Raw genomic sequence first — 22187 nt, forward strand, 5'->3', positions numbered from 1 at the left:
AATTTTATACTAAATAATTACAACAACAGGCAAATGATTAAAGAAAGTATAAATTTCAAAGAAGCTGGAAAGTTCGAAGAAACCCGTTTTGAGAAGATACATAATGTAATTTTCGACTCATCTCAGGAAGCTTCAATTCTAGTCGCTCAGGAAATCGCCAATATAATTCAGAGAAAAGAAGAATTAAACGAACCTTGCATTTTAGGATTAGCAACAGGATCGTCTCCTGTAAAAGTATACGAAGAATTAGTTCGTCTTCATAAAGAAGAAGGGTTGAGTTTTGCAAATGTGGTTACTTTCAACTTAGATGAGTATTATCCAATGGATAAAAACAACATTCAAAGTTACTGGTACTTTATGCACGAGCATCTTTTTAATCATGTAAATATTCAGCCTCAAAATATCAATATTCCTGACGGAAACATCAGCAGTGAAGACTTGCAGCAATATTGTATTGATTATGAAATGAAAATTAAAGCTTACGGCGGATTGGATTTTCAGCTTTTAGGAATTGGAAGAACGGGACATATCGGGTTTAACGAACCAGGATCTCACGTAAATTCAGGAACCAGAAGCATTACACTAGATCACTTAACGCGTGTTGATGCCGCATCATCATTTTTAGGAATTGATAATGTACCTAGAAAAGCGATTACAATGGGAATTGGTACGGTAAAAAATGCCAAAAGAATTGTACTTCTTGGATGGGGAATCAGCAAAGCAGAAATTATAAAGAAAACAATCGAAGGTGAAATTTCATCTCGGGTTCCGGCGACGTATTTACAACAGCACAACAACACAACTTTTGTTTTAGATACCGAAGCTTCATCAGAATTAACTCGTGTAAAAACACCTTGGCTGGTAAAATCTGTAATCTGGACAGACGAATTAAAATTGAAAGCTGTGGCTTGGTTAAGTGAATTGACCAAAAAACCTTTCCTTAAACTGACTGACAAAGATTACAACGATAACGGAATGTCGAGTGTTTTAACCGAAGAAGGAACTGCATACGATTTGAATATTAAAATGTTCAATAAAATGCAGCAGACTATTACGGGATGGCCGGGAGGAAAACCCAACGCCGATGATACGTACAGACCAGAGCGTGCCACACCGGAAAGAAAAAGAATTATCATTTTTAGTCCGCATCCGGATGATGATGTTATTTCGATGGGAGGAACTTTTGATCGATTGGTAGAGCAGGGACATGATGTACATATTGCCTATCAGACTTCGGGAAATATTGCGGTTTCGAATGAAGAAGCTTTAAAATTTGCTGAAATTTCGAAAGCATTAAACGCTAATTCTGTTGAGTCTGAAAACATTATTAACTTTTTGAAAAACAAAAAAAGCAATGATGTAGACTCACTTGAAGTTAGAAAACTAAAAGGTTTAATTAGAAGAAGCGAATCTGTCGCAGCAACCCGATATCTAGGCGTACCGGATTCTAATGTAAACTTCCTTGATCTTCCTTTTTATGAAACAGGAACGGTGAAGAAAAACAATCTTGGCGAAGCCGATATCGAAATTATGTGTGAGATTATCGAAAGAATAAAACCGCATCAAATTTACGCAGCCGGAGATTTAGCAGACCCGCACGGAACACACAAAGTATGTCTGGATAGTTTGTTTGAAGCTTTGAAACGATTAAAACATAAAAGCTTTATGGATGATTGCTGGGTTTGGTTATACCGAGGTGCTTGGCACGAATGGGAAACGTACCAAATTGAAATGGCGGTTCCAATGAGTCCGGATCAGGTGCTTAAAAAACGTCACGCAATTTTCTACCACCAGTCTCAAAAAGACGGTGTAATGTTCCAGGGTGATGACAGCAGGGAATTCTGGATTAGAGCAGAAGACAGAAACAGATTAACAGCAGAAAAATATCACGCTTTAGGTTTAGCAGATTACTCGGCTATCGAAGCCTTTAAAAGATATCATTTCTAGTTTTTAATTTTTACAATATAATAGACTATTTCATGTGGTTTATTTGGTTAGTTACCAACTTTGAAAATGCAGCTGTGGTTGGCTGCATTTTTTTTATGCTTTTTTTTACCGCAAAGTTTTTTTACCACAAAGTTCACTAAGGTTTACACAAAGAGCAAAAAGATTTTTTTGTTTGATCTAAAAATATAAAAAAAGTTCGCAAAGCTATGTGAATAAACTTTGCGAACTTTGCGTAAACCTTAGCGCTCTTTGCGATTAAATACTATATAGAAGAATTCAAAATTCTCTGTTTTACATGATCGATATACGATCTCCCAATAACATATCTCAGGCCTTCAATTTCAATACTGTTTCCTTCAACGGCGTCAATTTTATCGATGGCAATTGTGTACGAACGGTGAATTCTCAGGAAATTCTTTTCCGGCAGTAAATCTGTAAAGTCAGATAAAGTACTGTGAATAATATATTTTCCCGTTAAGGTGTTTATTTTTAAATAGTCTTTCAAGCTTTCGATCACTAAAATTTCATTGAAGAAAATCTTCTTCATTCTCTTTTTATCGATTTTTACAAAAATAAAAGGACTGTCAGGATTGCTTTCTTGTGGCGAACTGGCTTTGTTCTCTAACCTTTTACTGATTTTATTCAGCGTTTTCATTAACCTCGGAAACTCGATTGGTTTTACCAGATAATCTAAAACGTCTAATTCGTAAGTTTCGATCGCAAACTGACTATAAGCACTTGTAATGACCAATAAAGGTGGATTTTCAAGACTTTTTATAAAATTAATTCCGTCCAGAACAGGCATATTAATATCAAGAAAAATTACATCAACTTTATTGTTCTTAAGAAAATTCAATCCTTCAATAGGATTACTAAAGGTTTCTATTACCTCAAAATTTTCAATTGGCTCTAAGTAATTTTTAATAACATTGATTGCCAAAGGCTCATCGTCAATAATCAAACATTTTATTCTCATTTCTATAATCTTAGTTATTTGAGCGAAATAATTTAGCAGGTAAACTTATATACGAGGAAAAACGGTGTTAGGATACTTTAATCACCAGCTTTACGACAAAAATATCTTTTTTATTTTTAAATGAAAGCTTATAGTCACTTTTATTATAACCTAATTCGAGTCTTTTTTTAACATTCTCAATCCCTATACCACTTGACTTGTTAAAATTATCATGATGCTGCGTAATTTCTGGCGTTGGGTTTGAAATTGTAAAGTGCAGGAAATCATCTTTTACCTTAAATTTAATATCGATTTTTACTTTTCCGGTGTTTTTGTTTACACCATGTTTAAAAGCATTTTCGACAAAAGTCAGTAAAATCACCGGCGAAATTTCTTTATCATGAATATCTCCGGAAACTTCCATGTTTACTTCTAAACGTTCGTCGTTTCGTATTCGCTCTAAATCCAGATAATTTTGAATACATAAAATCTCATTTTCTAAACTTTGTTTTTTACCGCTTGTGTCATAAAGCATATAACGCATTAGTTCAGAAAGTTTTAAAACAATCTTAGGCGTTTTATTCGATTTCTCTACAGATAACGAATAAATATTATTCAAAGTATTGAAGAAAAAGTGCGGTGAAATCTGCGATTTCAGGAAAAGCAATTCGGTTTCTAATTGTGATTTCTCCAAATCGGTTACTCTTTTCTGTTCTTTCAAAAAGTCCAGCGTGATTTTAATTGCTGTAACAAAAGTAATTACATACAATTCTCCCATCATCATATCGATCGTATAATTGAGAGTTAACTTATCGATTGTCTGCGGACCTTCGGGCCATACATTGTGCGTGATGAAAAGATAAGTCAGGTTAAATTTTACGATTACCATCAAAAATATGGCAGACAAAACAGCAATGACATACAGTACATATTTTTTTCGGTAAACCAAATACGGCATAAATACCAGAATATTCAAATAACAAAGTGTCATGTGAATGGGAAATCCAAGCAAGTTGGTTTTGATAGAATACCAGTAATCGTTAAAGTAGCTTCCCCATCTAAAAGTATTAAATAGGAAATAAGTAAGCCAAAAAATTACATGATAATGCAAAGGTACGCGGTATAATTTATTAGAATTGAAATTCATAATATGAGTATGTTTTGTGACTTTTTTTGATGTTTATCTAAGTTTATGCGTTGTCCGTCTAAATTAGTTTTAATAAAAAGTCAGTTTATTTAAATTTAAAGTTAAATTAAGGTTGTTTTATATGAAGAAATTTCTCGTGCCTGCTTTATTTGTAATTCTGGTTACAAGTTGTAAAATAAAGTCATACAAAAATAATAATCAAGAAAATATTTTTGTTAATCATGTAGATCCGTTTATTGGAACTGGCGGGCATGGCCATACATACCCTGGAGCAACGGTTCCTTTTGGTATGCTGCAAGTAAGTCCTGATAACGGGATCTCAAGCTGGGACTGGTGTTCGGGCTATCATTATTCAGATTCTATCGTTTCTGGTTTCAGTCATTTACATTTAAGCGGAACAGGAATTGGCGATTTGGCCGACATTTTATTTATGCCGACAAACAAAAAAGTCGATTTAACATTAAAAACAACTTCACGCGATCAATTACCTTATAAATCATTTTACAGTCATGTTAACGAAAAAGCAGCACCGGGCTCTTACCAGGTTTTTCTTGAAGATCCTAAAATCAATGTAGAATTAACTTCTTCACAAAGAACAGCATATCATAAATATACGTTTGCCAAAAATGACAAACAATCCGTAGTAATCGATTTAGGATTTGCCATAAACTGGGACAAAGCCCTAAAAACCTCGATTACAATAGAAGACGAATATACGATAAGCGGTTACAGATACAGCAAAGGCTGGGCATTAAACCAAAAAGTATTTTTTGTGGCTAAGTTTTCAAAACCCATTACAGAATCAGTTTTAACAGCTGATAAACAAATTGTTAATTCCAAAAAAGCAGAAGGCGAAAATACATCGGCACAATTATTTTTTGATCCGAAAAATTCTGATGAACTATTTATAAAAGTCGCTTTATCATCTGTAAGTGCGGCCAACGCCAAAGACAATTTAGATGCAGAAAAAGCAACATTCGATACGACCAAAAAAGAAGCATCTTCGATTTGGAACAAAGCATTGAGCAAAATTAAAGTTGAAACACCAGTAGATTCGTTAAAAACGATCTTTTACACTGCGATGTATCACGCACAAGTTGCCCCTGTAACCTATAGTGATAAAAACGGTCAATTTAGAAAAGAGGATGATCAAATTGTAACTGCAAAAGATTATACCGCTTATTCGACCTTATCACTATGGGATACTTTTAGAGCCGAAAATCCTTTATTGACTCTATTGGCTCCAGACAAAACTTCAGACATTGTAAACTCAATGTTAGCCTATTACGATACCAAGAAAATATTACCGGTCTGGACACTATACGCCAATGAGACCAATACTATGACAGGATACCATTCCATTCCGGTAATTACTGATGCCTATTTAAAAGGAATAAAAGGTTTTGATGCCGAAAAAGCATTCGAAGCCATGAAAACCACCATGATGCAGGACGAACGTGGTTTAAATTTCTACAAAAAATACGGTTATATTCCGTATAACTTATTAGACGAATCGGTTACGATTACGCTGGAATATGCTTACGACGATTGGTGTGTGGCGCAAATGGCAAAAGCTTTAGGAAAAAATGCTGATTATGAATTTTTCTTAAAACGCTCTCAGGCTTATCAACATTTATTTGATCCGAAAACAGGATTCATGAGAGGGAAATCAGAAGACGGAAAATCATGGAACGAACCTTTTGATCCTAAACATTCCAACCACAGAGAACACACAGATTATACCGAAGGAAACGCCTGGCAGCACAGTTGGTTTGTACCGCAAAACGTCGATAATTTAATTTCGATTCACGGTGGGAATGAAACCTTTACCAAACGTTTAGAGCAGTTGTTTACCGAAAGTTCAGAAATTACAGGAAACAATGTTTCGGCAGATATTTCAGGTTTAATTGGGCAGTACGCACACGGAAACGAGCCAAGTCATCATATCGCGTATATGTTCAATCATGCAGGTCAGCCTTGGAGAACGCAATATTGGGTGCGTCATATTTTAGATACACAATACAATACAACACCAAATGGATTAAGCGGTAACGAAGATTGCGGACAAATGTCGGCTTGGTATGTTTTCAGTTCAATGGGATTATACCCAATGAATCCAGCTTCTGGAGAATACGAAATTGGAAGCCCGATTTTTGAAAAAGCAACCCTCAATCTTGAAAAAGGTAAAACGTTTGTAATCGAAGCCCAAAATGTTTCAGACAAAAACTTTTACATCCAGTCGGCAACTTTAAATGGAGTCGAATTCAATCAAACAGCAATCACACATCAGCAGATTTTAAAAGGCGGCGTTCTTCATTTTGTAATGGGACCTCAGCCAAATAAAAACTGGGGAACAAAAAAATAAACAAAAACAAAAAACGTAACTAACCCTAACAAACAAATAATTTAATGGATATTATTGACGTATCGATAATCGTAGCTTACATCCTGCTCTCTGTGAGTATAGGAATTTGGATTTCAAGAAAAGCAAAAAAAGGATTAGATGACTATTTTCTTGGCGGAAAAACAATCAAATGGTATTTTTTAGGTCTAAGTAACGGATCTGGAATGTTTGATGTTTCCGGAACTTCCTGGATGATTGGGGTACTTTTTCTATACGGAGTAAAAAGTTTTATGTTCATGTGGCTTTGGCCAATCTGGAACCAGATTTTCGTGATGATGTTTCTCGCTGTCTGGATTAGAAGATCAAAAGTAATGACAGGTTCTGAGTGGATTTTAACTCGTTTTGGAAGCGACAGAGCCGGAAAAGCATCGCATATTATTGTGGCCATTTTTGCCATTATTTCTACAATTGGTTTTATCGCTTATTTCTTCGAAGGAATCGGGAAATTTGTAACCATCATTCTTCCTTGGGATTTAGCGCTTCATTATGGCGATATGATTTTATTAACTTCAGAGCGTTCTTATGCCTTAATCATCATCTTTTTAACTACAATTTATACCGTAAAAGGCGGTATGTTTTCTGTAGTAGCCACTGAGGTTGTACAATACTTAATTATGATTGTAGCCGGAGTTTTAATTGCCGGATATGCTTTTGTTAATTATACGGATATTCAAATAAATTCGGTTATTACCGAGGAATGGAAAAATGTTTTCTTCGGATGGCAGTTTGAAACCCAGTGGAGTGATAAATTCCAAACCTTCAATGATTTAATTGATTCCGAAGGCTATAAAATGTTTGGTGCTTTCATCGGAATGACGTTGTTCAAAGGATTTTTTGCGAGCGTGGCGGGACCAACGCCGAGTTACGATTTACAACGTGTACTTTCAACTAAATCAGTAAAAGAAGCGGCTTATATGAGTGGTTTCACCAACTTAATTTTATTTATTCCGAGATATTTATTAATCACCGGAATCGTAGTAATAGCGTTAGTAAACTTAGCGCCGGAATTAAATGCAAACACAAGTTTAACCGGAGCCGATTTAGAATTATTAATGCCAAAAGTGGTCAATTTATACATTCCGGTTGGAATAAAAGGAATCCTTTTAGCAGGTTTATTAGCTGCATTTATGTCGGGATTCTCAGCTTTCGTAAATGCAGGACCGGCCTATATTGTAAATGATATTTATAAAAAATACTTTAAGCCGGTTGCCTCCAATGCACATTATATTAAAGTAAGCCAGATTTCCTCTTTCCTTGTAGTAGGTTTAGGAGTTTTTATGGGATTCTTTGCAGACTCAATCAATTCCTTAACGCTTTGGATTACAAGTGCTTTATACGGAGGTTACGTAGCAGCCAATTTCCTAAAATGGATTTGGTGGCGTTTTAACGGATGGGGTTATTTCTGGGGAATGTTTGCCGGATTAATCGTAGCTTCTTTGCAATTTGCTTTAGGTCAGGCCAAAGGAAGTTTAACCGAAGGATCATTCTTATACGATTTAGCACAAGTACAAGCGATTTACTTGTTCCCAATAATATTTGGTTTTTCTATTTTAGGATGTATTCTGGGAACGTTCTTAAGCAAACCAACAGATATGGAAGTTCTAAAATCGTTCTATGCCAACGTAAGACCTTGGGGATTCTGGGGTCCTGTTTATAAACAATTAAAGGCAGAAGATTTTACTTTCGAAAAAAACAATGATTTCTGGAGAGATATGATGAATTGTGCGATTGGAATTGTGTGGCAGTCCAGTATGATTCTGCTTCCAATATTCTTCATTATCAGAGATTATCCAAAAGCAATAACCGCTTTGATTGTGTTTTTAGTAACCACTACGATATTAAAATTCACCTGGTTAGATAGGGTTAGAAAAATAGAAGATTAGAGAATTAGAAAATTAGTCAATTAGAAAATTTAAGCACGCGACAACTTTGACAAAGTTTACGAAACAATAAACAATAAACTACAAACAATAAATAAAAAGATAATGAGCAGTATTCCTTGGCAAGACAGACCCGAAAACAGTAACGATGTAATGTGGAGATATTCTGAAAATCCAATTATCGACAGATATGCAATACCATCATCAAACAGTATTTTTAACAGTGCTGTAGTTCCTTTTGAAGATGGTTATGCGGGAGTTTTCAGATGTGATAACAAAGCGGTTCAAATGAATATTTTTGCCGGTTTTAGTAAAAACGGAATCGATTGGGACATCAACCACGAACCAATCGTAATGCAGTCTGGTAATACAGACATGATCGAATCTGCTTATAAATACGATCCGCGTGTGGTTTTCATCGAAGACCGTTACTGGATTACCTGGTGTAATGGTTACAACGGACCAACAATTGGTATTGGATATACTTTTGACTTTAAGGAGTTTTTTCAATGCGAAAATGCCTTTTTACCATTCAACAGAAATGGCGTTTTATTCCCTCAAAAAATAAACGGAAAATATGCCATGTTAAGTCGTCCGAGTGATAATGGGCATACACCATTTGGAGATATCTGGATCAGCTACAGTCCGGATATGAAATATTGGGGCGAACATAGATTGGTTATGAAACCAAGTCCGTTTGAGCAAAGTGCCTGGCAGTGTACAAAAGTAGGAGCAGGACCAATTCCTATTTTAACAAACGAAGGCTGGCTGATGATTTATCACGGCGTTATCAATACCTGCAACGGTTTCCGTTATGCAATGGGATCAGCACTTTTAGATGTTGATTCGCCGGATCAGGTAAAATACAGAACACAGCCGTATTTATTAGGACCTGCAGAAATTTATGAAATGGTAGGCGATGTGCCAAATGTTGTTTTCCCATGTGCCGCTTTACACAATACAGAAGAAGATAAACTGGCCGTATATTATGGTGCAGCAGATACTGCCGTAGCCATTGCATTTGGAAAATTAAGTGAAGTAATTCAGTTTACAAAAGATAACAGTTTATAGAAAAAGCATGCGTTTAAAATTTAAATGGTTAACAGTTGTTTTAGTTTCTTTTTCGGTTGTAGGTTTTTCACAATCGAAGAAAAACACAATTATTCCGAAAACATACGTTGCATCAAAAACAGCAAGTCCAATTATAATTGACGGAGACGAATCTGACGCTTCATGGAGCAAAGCAGATTGGACGGATCTTTTTGAAGATATTGAAAATGACATTAAACCCAAATATGCAACAAAAGTTAAAATGCTCTGGGATGAAACCAATTTTTATATTTTAGCTAAGATAGATGAGCCGCATGTTTGGGCCAATTTAAAACAGCGTGATACCATAATTTTTTACAACAATGACTTTGAAGTTTTTATAGATCCCGACAGCGATACCTTTAACTATTACGAATTAGAAATAAACGCCTTGAACACTGCTTGGGATCTATTTTTGTCAAAACCTTACAGAGAAAACGACAATGTAGTTTTAAACGACTGGAATATTCCGGGTTTAAAATCGGCAGTTAAAATTCATGGAACGCTTAATAATCCTAATGACATTGATCAGGGCTGGGTTTTAGAAATGGCGATTCCGTGGGCAGCTTATAAAACCTCTTATTTTGATCAAAACGTACCCATAGATAAATTCTGGAGAGTCAATTTCTCAAGAGTAAACTGGCAGCATTCTCTTGTTGATGGTAAATACGAACGCAAAAAAGACGCTGACGGAAAGTTTCTGCCAGAGTACAACTGGGTTTGGTCGCCAATGGGTGTAATTAATATGCATGAACCTGAAAAATGGGGCTATGTTTATTTTTCTTCAAAAGAAGGAAAAGATATCTTTACGATTCCGCAGGATGAAAAGATAAAATGGGAACTTTATAATTTATACAGAGCCCAAAAAGGATATTATCAAAAAAACAAAGACTGGGCAAAATCGCTGGTAAATCTAACGAAAGAAACCATCAAAGTCGATAATAAAATTTTAAAACCTATCTTAGAAAACCATTCTTCGGGATATAATATTGCAATAAAAAGCCCTTTTTCAAATCAAACTTTGATCATAAGGCAGGACGGTAAAATAATCACAAAATAAACCACAATGAAACTACCAAAACTATTATTTTTTTTACTGGCACTGAGCATTTTTTCTTGTGCCAAAAAAGAAGAAACAACCACATTTAAATTTGGAGTCTGGACCACAGCCGATGCCAAAAAATCAGACGCAGACTACACCAAAGAATTCAAAAAATACAAAGACGGCGGTATCGATGAAGTATTAATTAATACTACAACAGATCCTAAACTTTTAAAAAGATTAGTGCCTCTTGCCACTAAAGAAGGCCTAAAAGTTCACGCTTGGATTATGGCAATGAACAGACCGGGAGATTCAATTGCGTTACAGCACCCGGAATGGTATCAGGTAAGCAAAGAAGGAAAATCCTGCTTTGATAACCGCCCTTATGTCGATTACTACCAATGGTTATGTCCAACCAGAAAAGAATCAAGAGAACATGTTTTACATTTAGTGGAAGAACTGGCAAAAGTAGACGGAATTGAAAGCGTTCACTTAGATTATATCCGTTTCCCGGACATCTTTTTACCAATTAGTTTACTGCCAAAATACAACTTGGTTCAGGATGTAGAATTACCTCAATTCGACTTTTGTTATTGCGACGAATGTGTAAAAGCATTCGAAAAAATTCACCATAAAAACCCAAAACAAAGTCATAACACTTCTATCGATATGGAGTGGAAAAACTTCCGTTTAAATGCTGTACAAGCCGTTGTAAACGATGCTTATGAAATTGTACACAAACACAACAAACAATTAACAGCAGCTGTATTTCCTTATCCTGAAATGGCAGATCACATGGTGCGCCAGCGTTGGGACAAATGGAATATCGACGAAGTATATCCAATGATTTACCATAGTTTTTACGACGAAGAAATTGACTGGGTAGGTTACGCTACAAAACAAGGTGTTGCAGATTTACAAGACAAAAAAACGAAAATCAATACAGGAATCTACATTCCGGGATTGAAAAATGATAAAGAACTAAAAGAAGCGATTTTGTTAGCAAAAGAAAATGGAGCCACAGGAGTTTCCTTTTTCGACGGAAATGCATTGTCTGAAAGTAATTTAAAGACAATCAAAGAAACAAAAGCAAGTTTAAAATAATATTTTCTTAAAAGTAAGCAGCATGTCAAATAGAAGAGACTTTATCAAAAAAGCAGCTTTAGGCGCAGCAGCCGTAAGTTCTGTAGGCTTTAGCGGATTTGCGAAAGAAAAAGAAGAAGAAGGCGCATTAGAATTTCCTTCAAAAAAAGTAAAAAAACCAATCGTAATTTCGACATGGAATCACGGTTTACCGGCTAATAAAGAAACCTGGAAAGAATTAAAAGCCGGAAAACCAGCTTTAGATGCGATTGAAGCCGGTATGAAAATTCCTGAGGCAGATCCGAATGTCCGCAGTGTTGGTTATGGAGGATATCCGGATCGCGAAGGAAAAGTAACCCTTGATGCCTGTATTATGGATCACAACAGCAATTGTGGTTCGGTTTGTTTTTTGCAAGGCATTATGCATCCAATTTCGGTAGCCAAAAGAGTATTGCAAAATACACCTCACGTAATGCTGGCCGGACAAGGTGCTTTGCAGTTTGCTTTATCAGAAGGATTTAAAGAAGAAAATTTGCTGACTCCTGAATCTGAAAGAGACTGGAAAAAATGGCTGGAAGATTCTAAATACAAACCCGTTATTAATATAGAAAACCACGATACCATAAGCATGCTGATGTTAGATCAGGACGGAAATCTTGCTGGAGGATGTACAACAAGCGGTGCTGCCTGGAAAATGCACGGACGTGTAGGCGATTCTCCAATAATCGGTGCGGGTCTTTTTCTGGATAACGAAGTAGGAGCTGCGGCAGCAACCGGTTTGGGCGAAGCCGTAATTAGAACCGCAGGAAGCGCCATGGTGGTCGAATTAATGCGTCAGGGGAAATCGCCCTTTGATGCCTGTAAAGAAATCACAGAACGTATTTACAACAAACACAAAAACCACAAAGACATGGAGTATCTGCAAGTTGGTTTTATCGCCTTAAATAAAAACGGCGAACATGCAGGTTACAGCCTTCGATCGGGTTTTAATTACGCCGTTTCTGATGACGAAAAAGGCCACAGAATGGAAGACGCGAAATTTAAAATGTCGTGGGATAAATAAAATTCGTGTTTGAGCTTTGTCAAAGTTTCAAAATTTGACAAAGCTTTACGACAAACTTTGCAAAATACCATAGTGTAGTTTGAACTTTGTCAAAGTTTTAAACTTTGACAAAGTTGAATTACATAAACTAGTTCTCTATGTGTTTGAAAAAATTCACACAGAGAAACCAAAAAACAAAGAATGAAAAAAACAATATCCATATTAACCTTATTACTTTCAGTATTATCTGTAAATGCACAGGAAAAAGTTCCGTTTTGGCAGAATGAAAAAATCAATGAAGATAATAGAGAGCCCATGCACGCTGCCTATTATGTTTTTGAAAATGAAACATTAGCTGCTAAAAACGAATGGAGACAATCTAAAAACTATCTGGATATTAACGGAGCGTGGAAATTTAAATATGTAGAGAATCCAGCGGCGCTTCCAAAAGATTTTGAGAAAACCAATTTTAATGATACTGTCTGGGATAATTTTAAAATTCCGGCAAGCTGGGATGTAAACGGTTATGGATATCCGGTTTATGTGAATACAACTTACGATTTCGATTATTTAATGGCGCCAAATCCGCCGTTTGTTCCAACAAAATATAACCCGACAGGCGTTTACAGACGAGAAATCAACATTGATAAATCGTGGGAAGGAAAAGATATTTTTCTTCATATCGGAACAGCAAAATCAAATCTTACCGTTTGGGTAAATGGTGTATATGTAGGTTATGGCGAAGACGGGAAACTGCCATCGGAATTCAAATTAAACAAATACGTAAAAACCGGAAAAAACACGATTGTGCTTCAGGTTATGAAATGGAACGACGGTTCGTATTTAGAATGTCAGGATATGTGGAGAATGAGCGGTATTACACGTGATTCTTATTTAGTTGCCAGAAACAAAGCGCATTTAAAAGACTTCGAAATCATTCCGGATTTGGATGCCAATTACGTAAATGGAAGTTTAAAAATCACAACTCAATTTTCAGATTTAGATAAAAAAGACAATTATACTTTAGACGTTCAGTTAAAAGACGGCGACAAAATTATAACTTCAAAAGTGATTGCCGCTTTAAGCGAAAAACAAACTTTTGATTTTGCTGTAAACAACCCGAAGAAATGGAGCGCAGAAATTCCGAATCTATATCAAATCAGTTTTATTTTAAAAGATAAAAAAGGGAAAGCAGTCGAAGTTATCAATCAAAATGTTGGCTTTAGAAAAGTAGAAATTAAAGGCGGACAGCTTTTAGTAAACGGAAAAGCGATTTACATAAAAGGAGTAAACCGTCATGAAGTGGATCCCGTTACAGGACAGACCATTTCACGAGAAAGAATGGAACAGGATATTAAATTGATGAAAGAATTTAATATCAATGCGGTGCGAATGTCGCATTATCCAAACGATGAATATTTCTACGAATTATGCGATAAATACGGAATATATGTGGTTGATGAAGCCAATATAGAATCACACGGAATGGGGTATGATATTACCAAAACACTGGGCAATAAACCAGATTGGGAATTGGCTCACATTCAGCGTATGCAGCGTATGATCGAAAGGGATAAAAATCATACTTCGATCATTATCTGGAGTATGGGTAACGAAGCCGGGAACGGTTACAATTTTTACAGAGGTTATTTGTGGATTAAAAATCGTGATAAATCAAGACCAATTCAGTACGAAAGAGCCACTGCCGGAGCCTGGGACGGAAAGGATTTAAAATTCGAATGGGATTCAGATATTATTGATCCAATGTACAGTTCTCCAAACAAAATGGAAGAATATATCTTAGCAAACCCAAATCCGTCAAGACCTTACATTCAGTGTGAGTATGCGCACGCAATGGGAAATTCGATGGGGAATTTTAAAGACTATTGGGATGTTATTCGCAAATATCCAAACTTTCAGGGCGGTTTCATTTGGGATATGATCGATCAGTCGGTTTACAAAAAACTGGATAACGGAACTACGATTTTAGCTTATGGAGGAGATTTTGGACCTAAAGACGTAAAAAGCGATAATAACTTTGTAAACAACGGAGTTTTTACAGTAGACAGAAAACCAAATCCGCATGCTTTTGAAGTAAAAAATGTGCAGCAAAATATTTTGACTTCTTGGGAAAATCAGGAAACCGCAACGATAAAAGTATACAATGAATTCTCGTTTAAAGATTTAAGCAACGTGACTTTGCATTGGACATTATTTTTAGATGGAGTTAAAGAGGCAAACGGAATTATCGATTATTTAGCAATCGATCCAACGCAGTCTAAAACCTATACATTGCCAATAAAACTAGGAGATAAAAAATTTCAGGAAGCTTTTGTCAACATCAGTTATCAGCTAAAAGAAGAAGAACCATTTTTACCAAAAGGTTTCGAAATCGCAGCAGAACAATTGGCCTATAAAGGAACCTGGAAAAATGATATTACGGTAAAAGGAGACGGCAAAATTACGGTGGAGAAAAAAGCAAACAGCACCGTTTTTAAAAGCGATAAAACCGAGATTATTTTCGACAAGAAAACCGGATTTATCAGTGGTTATTCATTCAATAATCAACCCATTATAAAAGACGGATATCAATTGCGTCCTAATTTTTGGAGAGCACCAAACGATAATGATTTTGGAGCTAATTTTCAGAAAACCTTAGTCGCCTGGAAAAATGCAACAGAAAATCCAACGCTTGTAAATTGGACATTTTCTGCATTAAAAGACAATAAGATTTTAGTAAAAGCAACTTACAATCTGCCTCAGGTTTCTTCGACTTTAGAATTAAATTATGAGTTTAATGCAAACGGAGAATTAGCCGTAAAAGAAGTTTTAACTATCGATAAAAATAAAGAACAGCCTATTCTGCCAAGATTTGGAATGGAAGTAATTGTTCCGAAAGATTTCAGTAATTTGACTTATTATGGAAAAGGTCCGCACGAAAATTACATCGACAGAAATTACAGTTCTAAAGTGGGATTGTATACACAAACAGTTTCAGAACAATATTATCCTTACATTCGCCCGCAGGAAACAGGAAATAAAACCGAGGTGCGTTTCTTAGCATTATCAGGCGATAAGCTAAAGTTAACTGTAACATCTGACGAATTATTGGCTGTAACCGCTTTGCATTTCTTAAATGAAGATTTAGACGATGGTTTAGAAAAAGACCAAAGACACGCGGCCGAATTGAAAGAAAGAGATTTAACAAGTCTAAAAATCGATTCGAAGCAAATGGGAGTAGGAGGAATCGACAGCTGGCAGGCATGGCCAATGGAAAAATATCTTTTAAGAGACAAAAATTATCAGTATCAATTTAAAATAACCCCATCTTTAAAATAAAAATTATGAGATCATTAAAAACCTTATTCGTCTTAATCTTCTTAACTGTTTTCAGTTTGGGTTATAGTCAAAAAGTTTTTACTGCAAAAGACATTCAAATTATCCCAAAGCCAAACCAATTATTGATACAGCCGGGAAGTTTTGAGTTTTCTAAAAATACCGTTTTTGTTGCCAATACTGATTTTCAAAAGGAAATTTCAAATGCCTTAATCAGCAAATTTGAAGTTGCGGCAGGCTGGCGTCCGGTTTTGGGAGCAAAAGCACCGCAGAATAATTTTGTTCAGTTTAAAACAGATGTTAATCTGCATAAAGAAGCTTATAAAGTTGAGGTAATTAACAATACCATTACTATTACAGCAAAAGGAAATGCCGGTTTTATTTACGGATTAGAAACCATTAGACAATTGCTTCCCGTTGCGATTGAAAGTAAATATGCTATAACATCTGCAAAATGGCAGATTCCAAATGTATCGATTACAGACGAACCGCGTTTTCAATGGAGAGGTTTAATGTTGGATTTATCACGTCATTTCTTCGATAAAAATTATATTCTGGCAACGATCGATCGTTTGGCTATGCACAAAATGAACGTGCTGCATTTGCATTTAGTAGACGATCAGGGATGGAGAATCGAAATTAAAAAATATCCAAAACTAACAGAAGTTGGAGCTTGGAGAGTCGATCAGGAAAACATAGCCTGGAACGGAAGATTAACTACAAATCCGGATGAAAAAGGAACGTACGGAGGATTTTTTACACAGGAAGAATTAAAGGAAATTGTAAAATATGCCGCAACAAAAAACATCGAAGTAATTCCTGAAATCGAAATGCCGGCACACGTAAGCAGTGCGATTGCAGCGTATCCGGAATTGTCTTGTTTTGAGCAGCGCATTGGCGTTCCGTCTGGCGGTGTCTGGCCCATAACCGATATTTATTGTGCAGGAAAAGAATCTACGTTTGAATTTCTGGAGAATGTATTAGACGAAGTAATGACCATTTTTCCGTCAAAATACATTCATATTGGAGGTGACGAAGCAACAAAAACCAATTGGGCTAAATGTCCGCATTGTCAAAAAAGAATGAAGGATCAGGGTTTAAAAAATGTAGACGAACTGCAAAGTTATTTTGTAAAACGTATTGAAAAATACATCAATTCTAAAGGTAAAAAAGTAATTGGCTGGGATGAAATTGTAGAAGGAGGTTTAGCTCCCGAAGCAACTGTGATGAGCTGGAGAGGAACAAAAGGCGGCATTGAAGCGGCAGACCAAGGTCATGATGTAATTATGACTCCTGAATCGCATTGTTATTTTAATTTCTATCAAGGACCACAAAACGAAGAGCCTTTAGCTTTTGACGGCTATACGCCATTGAGCAAAGTGTATGAATTTGATCCGGTTGTGCTTACAATGTCGCTTATTGAAGCTAATCATGTTTTGGGCGGACAAGCCAATTTATGGGCAGAACATTTATCAACGCCAAAAGATTCAGAATACATGATTTTTCCAAGACTGGCTGCAATGGCCGAAGTTTTATGGAGTTCAAAAGAAAGCCGCAACTGGAATGATTTTACAACAAGATTAGCACCGTTATTAAAGCGTTATGATTATATGGGAATCAATTATGCAAAAAGTGCTTATTTGGTAACCGCTTCTGCCACTGCAGATTTGGCTAAAAAACAGGTTAATGTGACATTGAAAAATGAATTTCCAAATCCGGATATTCGTTATGTAACTGGTGATAAAAGTATCGATCATCATGCTGTGAAATATGTCAGCCCAATAGAATTTAAGGAAACTACTTTATTAAAAGCTTCTTTATTTCAGGATGACAAACCAGTAGGAAAAACATTTACAGATACAATTGTTTTTCATAAAGCGGTGGCTCAAAAAGTAAAATACCTTACACCATACAATGAAAATTACAAAGGCAACGGACCTTATACATTAACCAATACCGTAAGAGGAAGCAAAAATTTCCATGACGGCGAATGGCAGGCCTGGCTTGTAAATGATATGGAACTGGTAATTGATTTTGAAAAGCAGGAAAGTGTAGAACAAGTAATTGTTGGGACTTTAGAAAGTCAGGGTTCCGGCGTTAATTTTCCTGTAAAAGTTAAAGTTTTGGTTTCAAATGACGGAATTAAATACAGAGAAGTAGGGAAGATATCACGTCCGTATGCTCCAAATGTAACAGCTGAATTAAAAGATTTTAAAATCAATTTCGCCAAAACCGATACCCGATTTATCAAGGTAATCGCGTATAACCTAAAGAAAAGCCCAAAAGGAGAAAGTTCATGGTTATTTGTTGATGAGATTCTTGTGAATTAATAAAGATTTAGCACGTTTCTAACTTTGTCAAAGTTTTAAACTTTGACAAAGTTGATTAACACCAAAGGAACCACAATCTTGTAAAAGCTTTGTCAAAGGTTTAAATCCTGACAAAGCTGGGATTCTACATTTTTATATTTAAATGTAATTTCTACAATTAAAAAACAAAAAAACAACACCTAAAATAGAATAAAGATGAAAAAAGGAATATTGATAATCGCATTGTTATTTTCCGTTCAAATGTTTTCGCAGGCCATTTATGAAGATGAACGTTATGTACCGGAAACAGATCCGGCCGTATTGAAGAATTTAGAAGCATGGCAGGGCAAAAAGTTTGGATTATTAATGCACTGGGGAACATACAGTCAATGGGGAATTGTAGAATCATGGTCAATATGCCCGGAAGATTATGGATGGTGTGAACGTAAAAAAGGAAGCAATCCGGCTAATTATAACCAATATGTAGCCGATTATGAAGGTTTAAAAAAGACTTTTAACCCAACCAAATTTGATCCTGTAAAATGGGCAAAAGCAGCAAAAGCAGCCGGAATGAAATACATGGTTTTTACAACCAAACACCATGACGGATTTAATATGTACGACACCAAATATTCTGATTATAAGGTAACAGATGCAGCTTGTCCTTTCAGTACCAATCCAAAAGCTGATATTTTAAAAGAAGTTTTCAATGCTTTTAGAGCCGAGAATATTTCAACCGGAGCGTATTTTTCTAAACCAGACTGGCATAACGAAAATTACTGGGATCCGTATTTTCCTCCTTTCGACAGAAACGTAAATTACGATCCGTCATTATATCCGGAGAAATGGCAGAAATATGTTGATTTTACGCACAACCAAATTTTAGAAATCCTGACGAATTATGGTAAAGTAGATATTTTATGGCTTGACGGAGGATGGGTTAGAAAAAGAGATCAGCAGAATTTAAAAGAAAACTACGACGAGAAATTTGCAGAAAACGAATCTAAAAACGGTTTCATCAAACACAGAGTAGTAGATCAGGATCCTAAAATGGACGAATTGGTTGTAAAAGCACGTCAGAAACAACCGGGATTAATTGTAGTAGACAGAGCTGTTCACGGAAAAAATCAAAATTACTTAACTCCGGAAGGCCGTGTTCCTGCTAAAACACTGCCTTATCCTTGGGAATCTTGTATTACATCCGGCGGAGGATGGTCGTATTCTCCAGATGCAACGTATATGACAGGAAGACAAGGAATTCACATGTTAGTTGATATTGTCGCAAAAGGGGGTAATTTATTATTAAACGTTGCGCCAAGTCCGGAAGGAGAATGGCAGCAAGGTGCTTATGATTTATTGCAAGCTTACGCAGATTGGATGAAAGTAAACAGCACAGCGATTTACGAAACAAAACCAATCGAGCCTTATAAGGAAGATAATATCTGCTTTACACAAAATAAAGCCGGAAATGTATTCGCATTTTATTTAGCTAAAGAAGGAGAAGATAAAATTCCTGCCGAAGTTACCGTAAAATCTATCAGCCCTAAAAAGGGAACAAAAATTACAATGTTAGGGTCTAAAACTTCTTTAAAATGGACAAAAGAAGGAAACGGATTTAAAGTGGTAATTCCGGAAAGTCTTAGAAATAATTTGCCTGCAAAAGAAGCCTGGACTTTAAAAATTGAGGCAATTAACAGATAAAAATGAAACCTATGGTTTTAAATACAAATAAATTTCAAACAGCATGTATTTTTTGCATGCTGTTTTTTAGCATCACTATTTTTGCGCAGGAGCCTGCTGATTTTGTAAATCCGTTTATTGGGACTTCCAATTTTGGAGCGGCTTTTCCGGGACCAATTGCGCCTCGTGGTATGGCGAGTATAAGTCCGTTTAATGTTGCCGGAATAAAAAATACACCAATGGAAAAAGACAGCCAGTGGTTGTCGAATCCTTATGTAAACGAAAATACCTTTTTAACCGGATTTAGTCAGGTTAATTTAAGCGGTGTGGGCTGTCCGGAATTGGGTGTCATTTTATTGATGCCAACAACCGGAGAGCTTGAAGTTGATCATTTAAAATACGGATCTACGTATTCTAATGAAGTCGCAAAAGCCGGATATTACAGCGTAAACCTCAACAAGTATAAAGTTAAAGGCGAATTTACAGCCTCAAAACGAGTTGGAGTGAGCAGATTCACTTTCCCGAAAGGGCAGTCTAATATTTTATTAAATCTTGGATTGGGATTAACCAATGAAGAAGGCGCGATGATAAAAGTCGTATCGCGAACAGAAATTGAAGGAATGCGTTCTGTAGGCTCATTTTGTTACAATAGTCCGGAAGACGCTTATCCGGTTTATTTCGTAGCGAAGTTTTCTAAACCGGCAGCTAAATTTGGAGTTTGGAAAAAACCTTCGAAATATAACGGTGTTGAAGCTCAATGGATGGGATACAATGGAAAAGCGAGAATAATGGATAATACCATTAAAACGGTTGTAGGGGATAGTATTGGAAGTTATTTCAGATATAATTTTGACAAAGAAGAAACGGTTGAAGTGAAAATTGGGATCTCTTATGTAAGTATTGAAAATGCCCGTGACAACTTAGAAAAAGAAACCGGAAACAAATCATTTGATGCCGTTTATAAAGAAACGTATAACGAATGGAATGAAGAACTTTCTAAAATTTCAGTTGAAGGCGGTTCAAAAGACGACAATACGATTTTCTACACGGCTTTGTATCACACTTTAATTCATCCCAATATTTTAAATGATTTTAATGGCGAATATCCAGTAATCAAAAGAAGTAGAATTGGTAAAACCGATGGCACTCGTTATACGGTATTTTCATTGTGGGATACGTACAGAAATGTGCATCAGTTGATGTCATTGGTTTACCCAAAACAGCAATCTGATATGGTAAAAAGTATGCTTGAAATGTTCGATGAAAACAGTTGGTTACCCAAATGGGAATTGAACTCAACAGAGACTTTTACCATGGTTGGAGATCCGGCAAGTATTGTAATTACAGATACTTACTTGAAAGGAATTCATGATTTTGATGTTCAGAAAGCGTATTATGCGATGCTGAAAGGAGCAGATCAGATTGAAAATAATCCGCTTCGTCCGGGATTGAAAGATTATATCAAAAAAGGATATTTGACAACCGATTACAAAGGCCCGGTTTCGACGACTCAGGAATACAATATTTCAGATTATTCTATTTCGCTTATGGCCAACGAATTTGGTGATAAAGCCAATGTAAAACGTTTTAAAGAACGTTCGTTATCCTACAGAAAATTATTCGATAAAAACTTAAACCTGCTTCGTCCAAGAACGGCTGACGGAAAATGGTACGAGCCATTTGATCCTGCTTCCGGAGCTAATTTTGAAGAAAATGTTGGCTTTATCGAAGGGAATGCCTGGCAGTACGCTTTTATGGTGCCGCACGACATTAACGGATTAAAAAAGTTAATGGGCGGTGATATAGCATTTTCGGCGCAATTGCAGAAAATATTCGATACGAAACAATTTGACATGGCAAACGAGCCGGACATTGCCAATCCGTATTTATTCAATTATGTGAAAGGAGAAGAATATAGATCTCAGGAAATGGTAAAGAAATTGGTTCGCGAATATTTCAAAAATGAACCAAAAGGACTGCCGGGAAATGATGATACAGGAACAATGTCGGCTTGGTTAGTGTATTCGATGATGGGAATTTATCCAATATCGCCGGGAGATCCAATTTACACTATTACAACACCAATGTTTCATAGAGTCACGATCAAATTAGATCCAAGATATTATAAAAAAGAAAACATCGTAATTGAAAGACAAGAAAATAATGGCGGGAAAATCAATTCGATTGAGCTAAACGGAAAAACACTTAACAGCTTTTTTATTTCGCATGATGATTTTGTGAATGGAACAAAGCTTAAAGTGATTCAAAACTAA

The 22187-nt window shown here is 36.0% G+C and carries 13 protein-coding genes; 11 read left to right on the forward strand and 2 right to left on the reverse strand.

Annotated elements, in window-relative coordinates:
• Nucleotides 1-33: 33 nt before the first annotated feature.
• Nucleotides 34-1947, forward strand: a complete 1914-nt coding sequence (nagB, locus tag AC1RRQ_RS00060) for a glucosamine-6-phosphate deaminase (protein ID WP_493020197.1) — start codon at nucleotides 34-36, stop codon at nucleotides 1945-1947.
• A 262-nt stretch (nucleotides 1948-2209) separates the two neighbouring features.
• Here nagB and AC1RRQ_RS00065 read toward each other — a convergent pair whose 3' ends face one another.
• Both AC1RRQ_RS00065 and AC1RRQ_RS00070 read right to left on the reverse strand, forming a co-directional pair.
• Nucleotides 2210-2923, reverse strand: coding sequence for a LytR/AlgR family response regulator transcription factor (locus AC1RRQ_RS00065; RefSeq protein ID WP_493020199.1), 714 nt, complete (start codon nucleotides 2921-2923; stop codon nucleotides 2210-2212).
• A gap of 67 nt (nucleotides 2924-2990) precedes the next feature.
• Complete coding sequence (locus AC1RRQ_RS00070) at nucleotides 2991-4049, reverse strand: sensor histidine kinase (RefSeq protein ID WP_493020201.1); 1059 nt, start codon at nucleotides 4047-4049, stop codon at nucleotides 2991-2993.
• Nucleotides 4050-4170: 121 nt separating this feature from the next.
• On the opposite strand from AC1RRQ_RS00070, the gene AC1RRQ_RS00075 reads away from it, so the two are divergent.
• From AC1RRQ_RS00075 to AC1RRQ_RS00120, 10 genes are all read left to right on the forward strand, one after another.
• The gene (locus AC1RRQ_RS00075) at nucleotides 4171-6414 is read left to right on the forward strand and encodes a GH92 family glycosyl hydrolase (protein ID WP_493020203.1); all 2244 of its coding nucleotides are present in this window, start codon (nucleotides 4171-4173) and stop codon (nucleotides 6412-6414) included.
• A gap of 44 nt (nucleotides 6415-6458) precedes the next feature.
• Nucleotides 6459-8336 carry a sodium:solute symporter family protein gene (locus AC1RRQ_RS00080; RefSeq protein WP_493020205.1) on the forward strand — a complete coding sequence of 626 codons (1878 nt, stop codon included), beginning with the start codon at nucleotides 6459-6461 and terminating at the stop codon, nucleotides 8334-8336.
• 102 nt (nucleotides 8337-8438) lie between these two features.
• Entirely contained in the window at nucleotides 8439-9404 is a 966-nt protein-coding gene (locus tag AC1RRQ_RS00085) for a glycoside hydrolase family 130 protein (RefSeq protein ID WP_493020207.1), read from the forward strand.
• Nucleotides 9405-9411: 7 nt separating this feature from the next.
• Complete coding sequence (locus AC1RRQ_RS00090) at nucleotides 9412-10482, forward strand: carbohydrate-binding family 9-like protein (RefSeq protein WP_493020209.1); 1071 nt, start codon at nucleotides 9412-9414, stop codon at nucleotides 10480-10482.
• Between the two features lie 6 nt (nucleotides 10483-10488).
• Nucleotides 10489-11568 (forward strand): putative glycoside hydrolase, encoded by a 1080-nt coding sequence (locus AC1RRQ_RS00095; protein ID WP_493020211.1) that lies wholly within the window; start codon nucleotides 10489-10491, stop codon nucleotides 11566-11568.
• A 22-nt stretch (nucleotides 11569-11590) separates the two neighbouring features.
• Nucleotides 11591-12610 carry an isoaspartyl peptidase/L-asparaginase family protein gene (locus AC1RRQ_RS00100; RefSeq protein WP_493020213.1) on the forward strand — a complete coding sequence of 340 codons (1020 nt, stop codon included), beginning with the start codon at nucleotides 11591-11593 and terminating at the stop codon, nucleotides 12608-12610.
• Between the two features lie 180 nt (nucleotides 12611-12790).
• Nucleotides 12791-15928: a beta-galactosidase, LacZ type gene (lacZ, locus tag AC1RRQ_RS00105; RefSeq protein WP_493020215.1), complete on the forward strand. Its 3138-nt coding sequence runs from the start codon at nucleotides 12791-12793 to the stop codon at nucleotides 15926-15928.
• A gap of 5 nt (nucleotides 15929-15933) precedes the next feature.
• Nucleotides 15934-18255 (forward strand): family 20 glycosylhydrolase, encoded by a 2322-nt coding sequence (locus AC1RRQ_RS00110; protein WP_493020217.1) that lies wholly within the window; start codon nucleotides 15934-15936, stop codon nucleotides 18253-18255.
• Between the two features lie 195 nt (nucleotides 18256-18450).
• Nucleotides 18451-19935: an alpha-L-fucosidase gene (locus AC1RRQ_RS00115; protein ID WP_493020219.1), complete on the forward strand. Its 1485-nt coding sequence runs from the start codon at nucleotides 18451-18453 to the stop codon at nucleotides 19933-19935.
• Between the two features lie 11 nt (nucleotides 19936-19946).
• Nucleotides 19947-22187: a GH92 family glycosyl hydrolase gene (locus tag AC1RRQ_RS00120; RefSeq protein ID WP_493020221.1), complete on the forward strand. Its 2241-nt coding sequence runs from the start codon at nucleotides 19947-19949 to the stop codon at nucleotides 22185-22187.

This window comes from Flavobacterium sp. GW821-FHT12A05, assembly GCF_058807735.1.

Bases quoted from the DNA above. Each gene is read 5' to 3' on its own strand.
- nagB (WP_493020197.1), top strand. From the start codon at position 34: ATGATTAAAGAAAGTATAAATTTCAAAGAAGCTGGAAAGTTCGAAGAA.
- AC1RRQ_RS00065 (WP_493020199.1), bottom strand. From the start codon at position 2,923: ATGAGAATAAAATGTTTGATTATTGACGATGAGCCTTTGGCAATCAAT.
- AC1RRQ_RS00070 (WP_493020201.1), bottom strand. From the start codon at position 4,049: ATGAATTTCAATTCTAATAAATTATACCGCGTACCTTTGCATTATCAT.
- AC1RRQ_RS00075 (WP_493020203.1), top strand. From the start codon at position 4,171: ATGAAGAAATTTCTCGTGCCTGCTTTATTTGTAATTCTGGTTACAAGT.
- AC1RRQ_RS00080 (WP_493020205.1), top strand. From the start codon at position 6,459: ATGGATATTATTGACGTATCGATAATCGTAGCTTACATCCTGCTCTCT.
- AC1RRQ_RS00085 (WP_493020207.1), top strand. From the start codon at position 8,439: ATGAGCAGTATTCCTTGGCAAGACAGACCCGAAAACAGTAACGATGTA.
- AC1RRQ_RS00090 (WP_493020209.1), top strand. From the start codon at position 9,412: ATGCGTTTAAAATTTAAATGGTTAACAGTTGTTTTAGTTTCTTTTTCG.
- AC1RRQ_RS00095 (WP_493020211.1), top strand. From the start codon at position 10,489: ATGAAACTACCAAAACTATTATTTTTTTTACTGGCACTGAGCATTTTT.
- AC1RRQ_RS00100 (WP_493020213.1), top strand. From the start codon at position 11,591: ATGTCAAATAGAAGAGACTTTATCAAAAAAGCAGCTTTAGGCGCAGCA.
- lacZ (WP_493020215.1), top strand. From the start codon at position 12,791: ATGAAAAAAACAATATCCATATTAACCTTATTACTTTCAGTATTATCT.
- AC1RRQ_RS00110 (WP_493020217.1), top strand. From the start codon at position 15,934: ATGAGATCATTAAAAACCTTATTCGTCTTAATCTTCTTAACTGTTTTC.
- AC1RRQ_RS00115 (WP_493020219.1), top strand. From the start codon at position 18,451: ATGAAAAAAGGAATATTGATAATCGCATTGTTATTTTCCGTTCAAATG.
- AC1RRQ_RS00120 (WP_493020221.1), top strand. From the start codon at position 19,947: ATGGTTTTAAATACAAATAAATTTCAAACAGCATGTATTTTTTGCATG.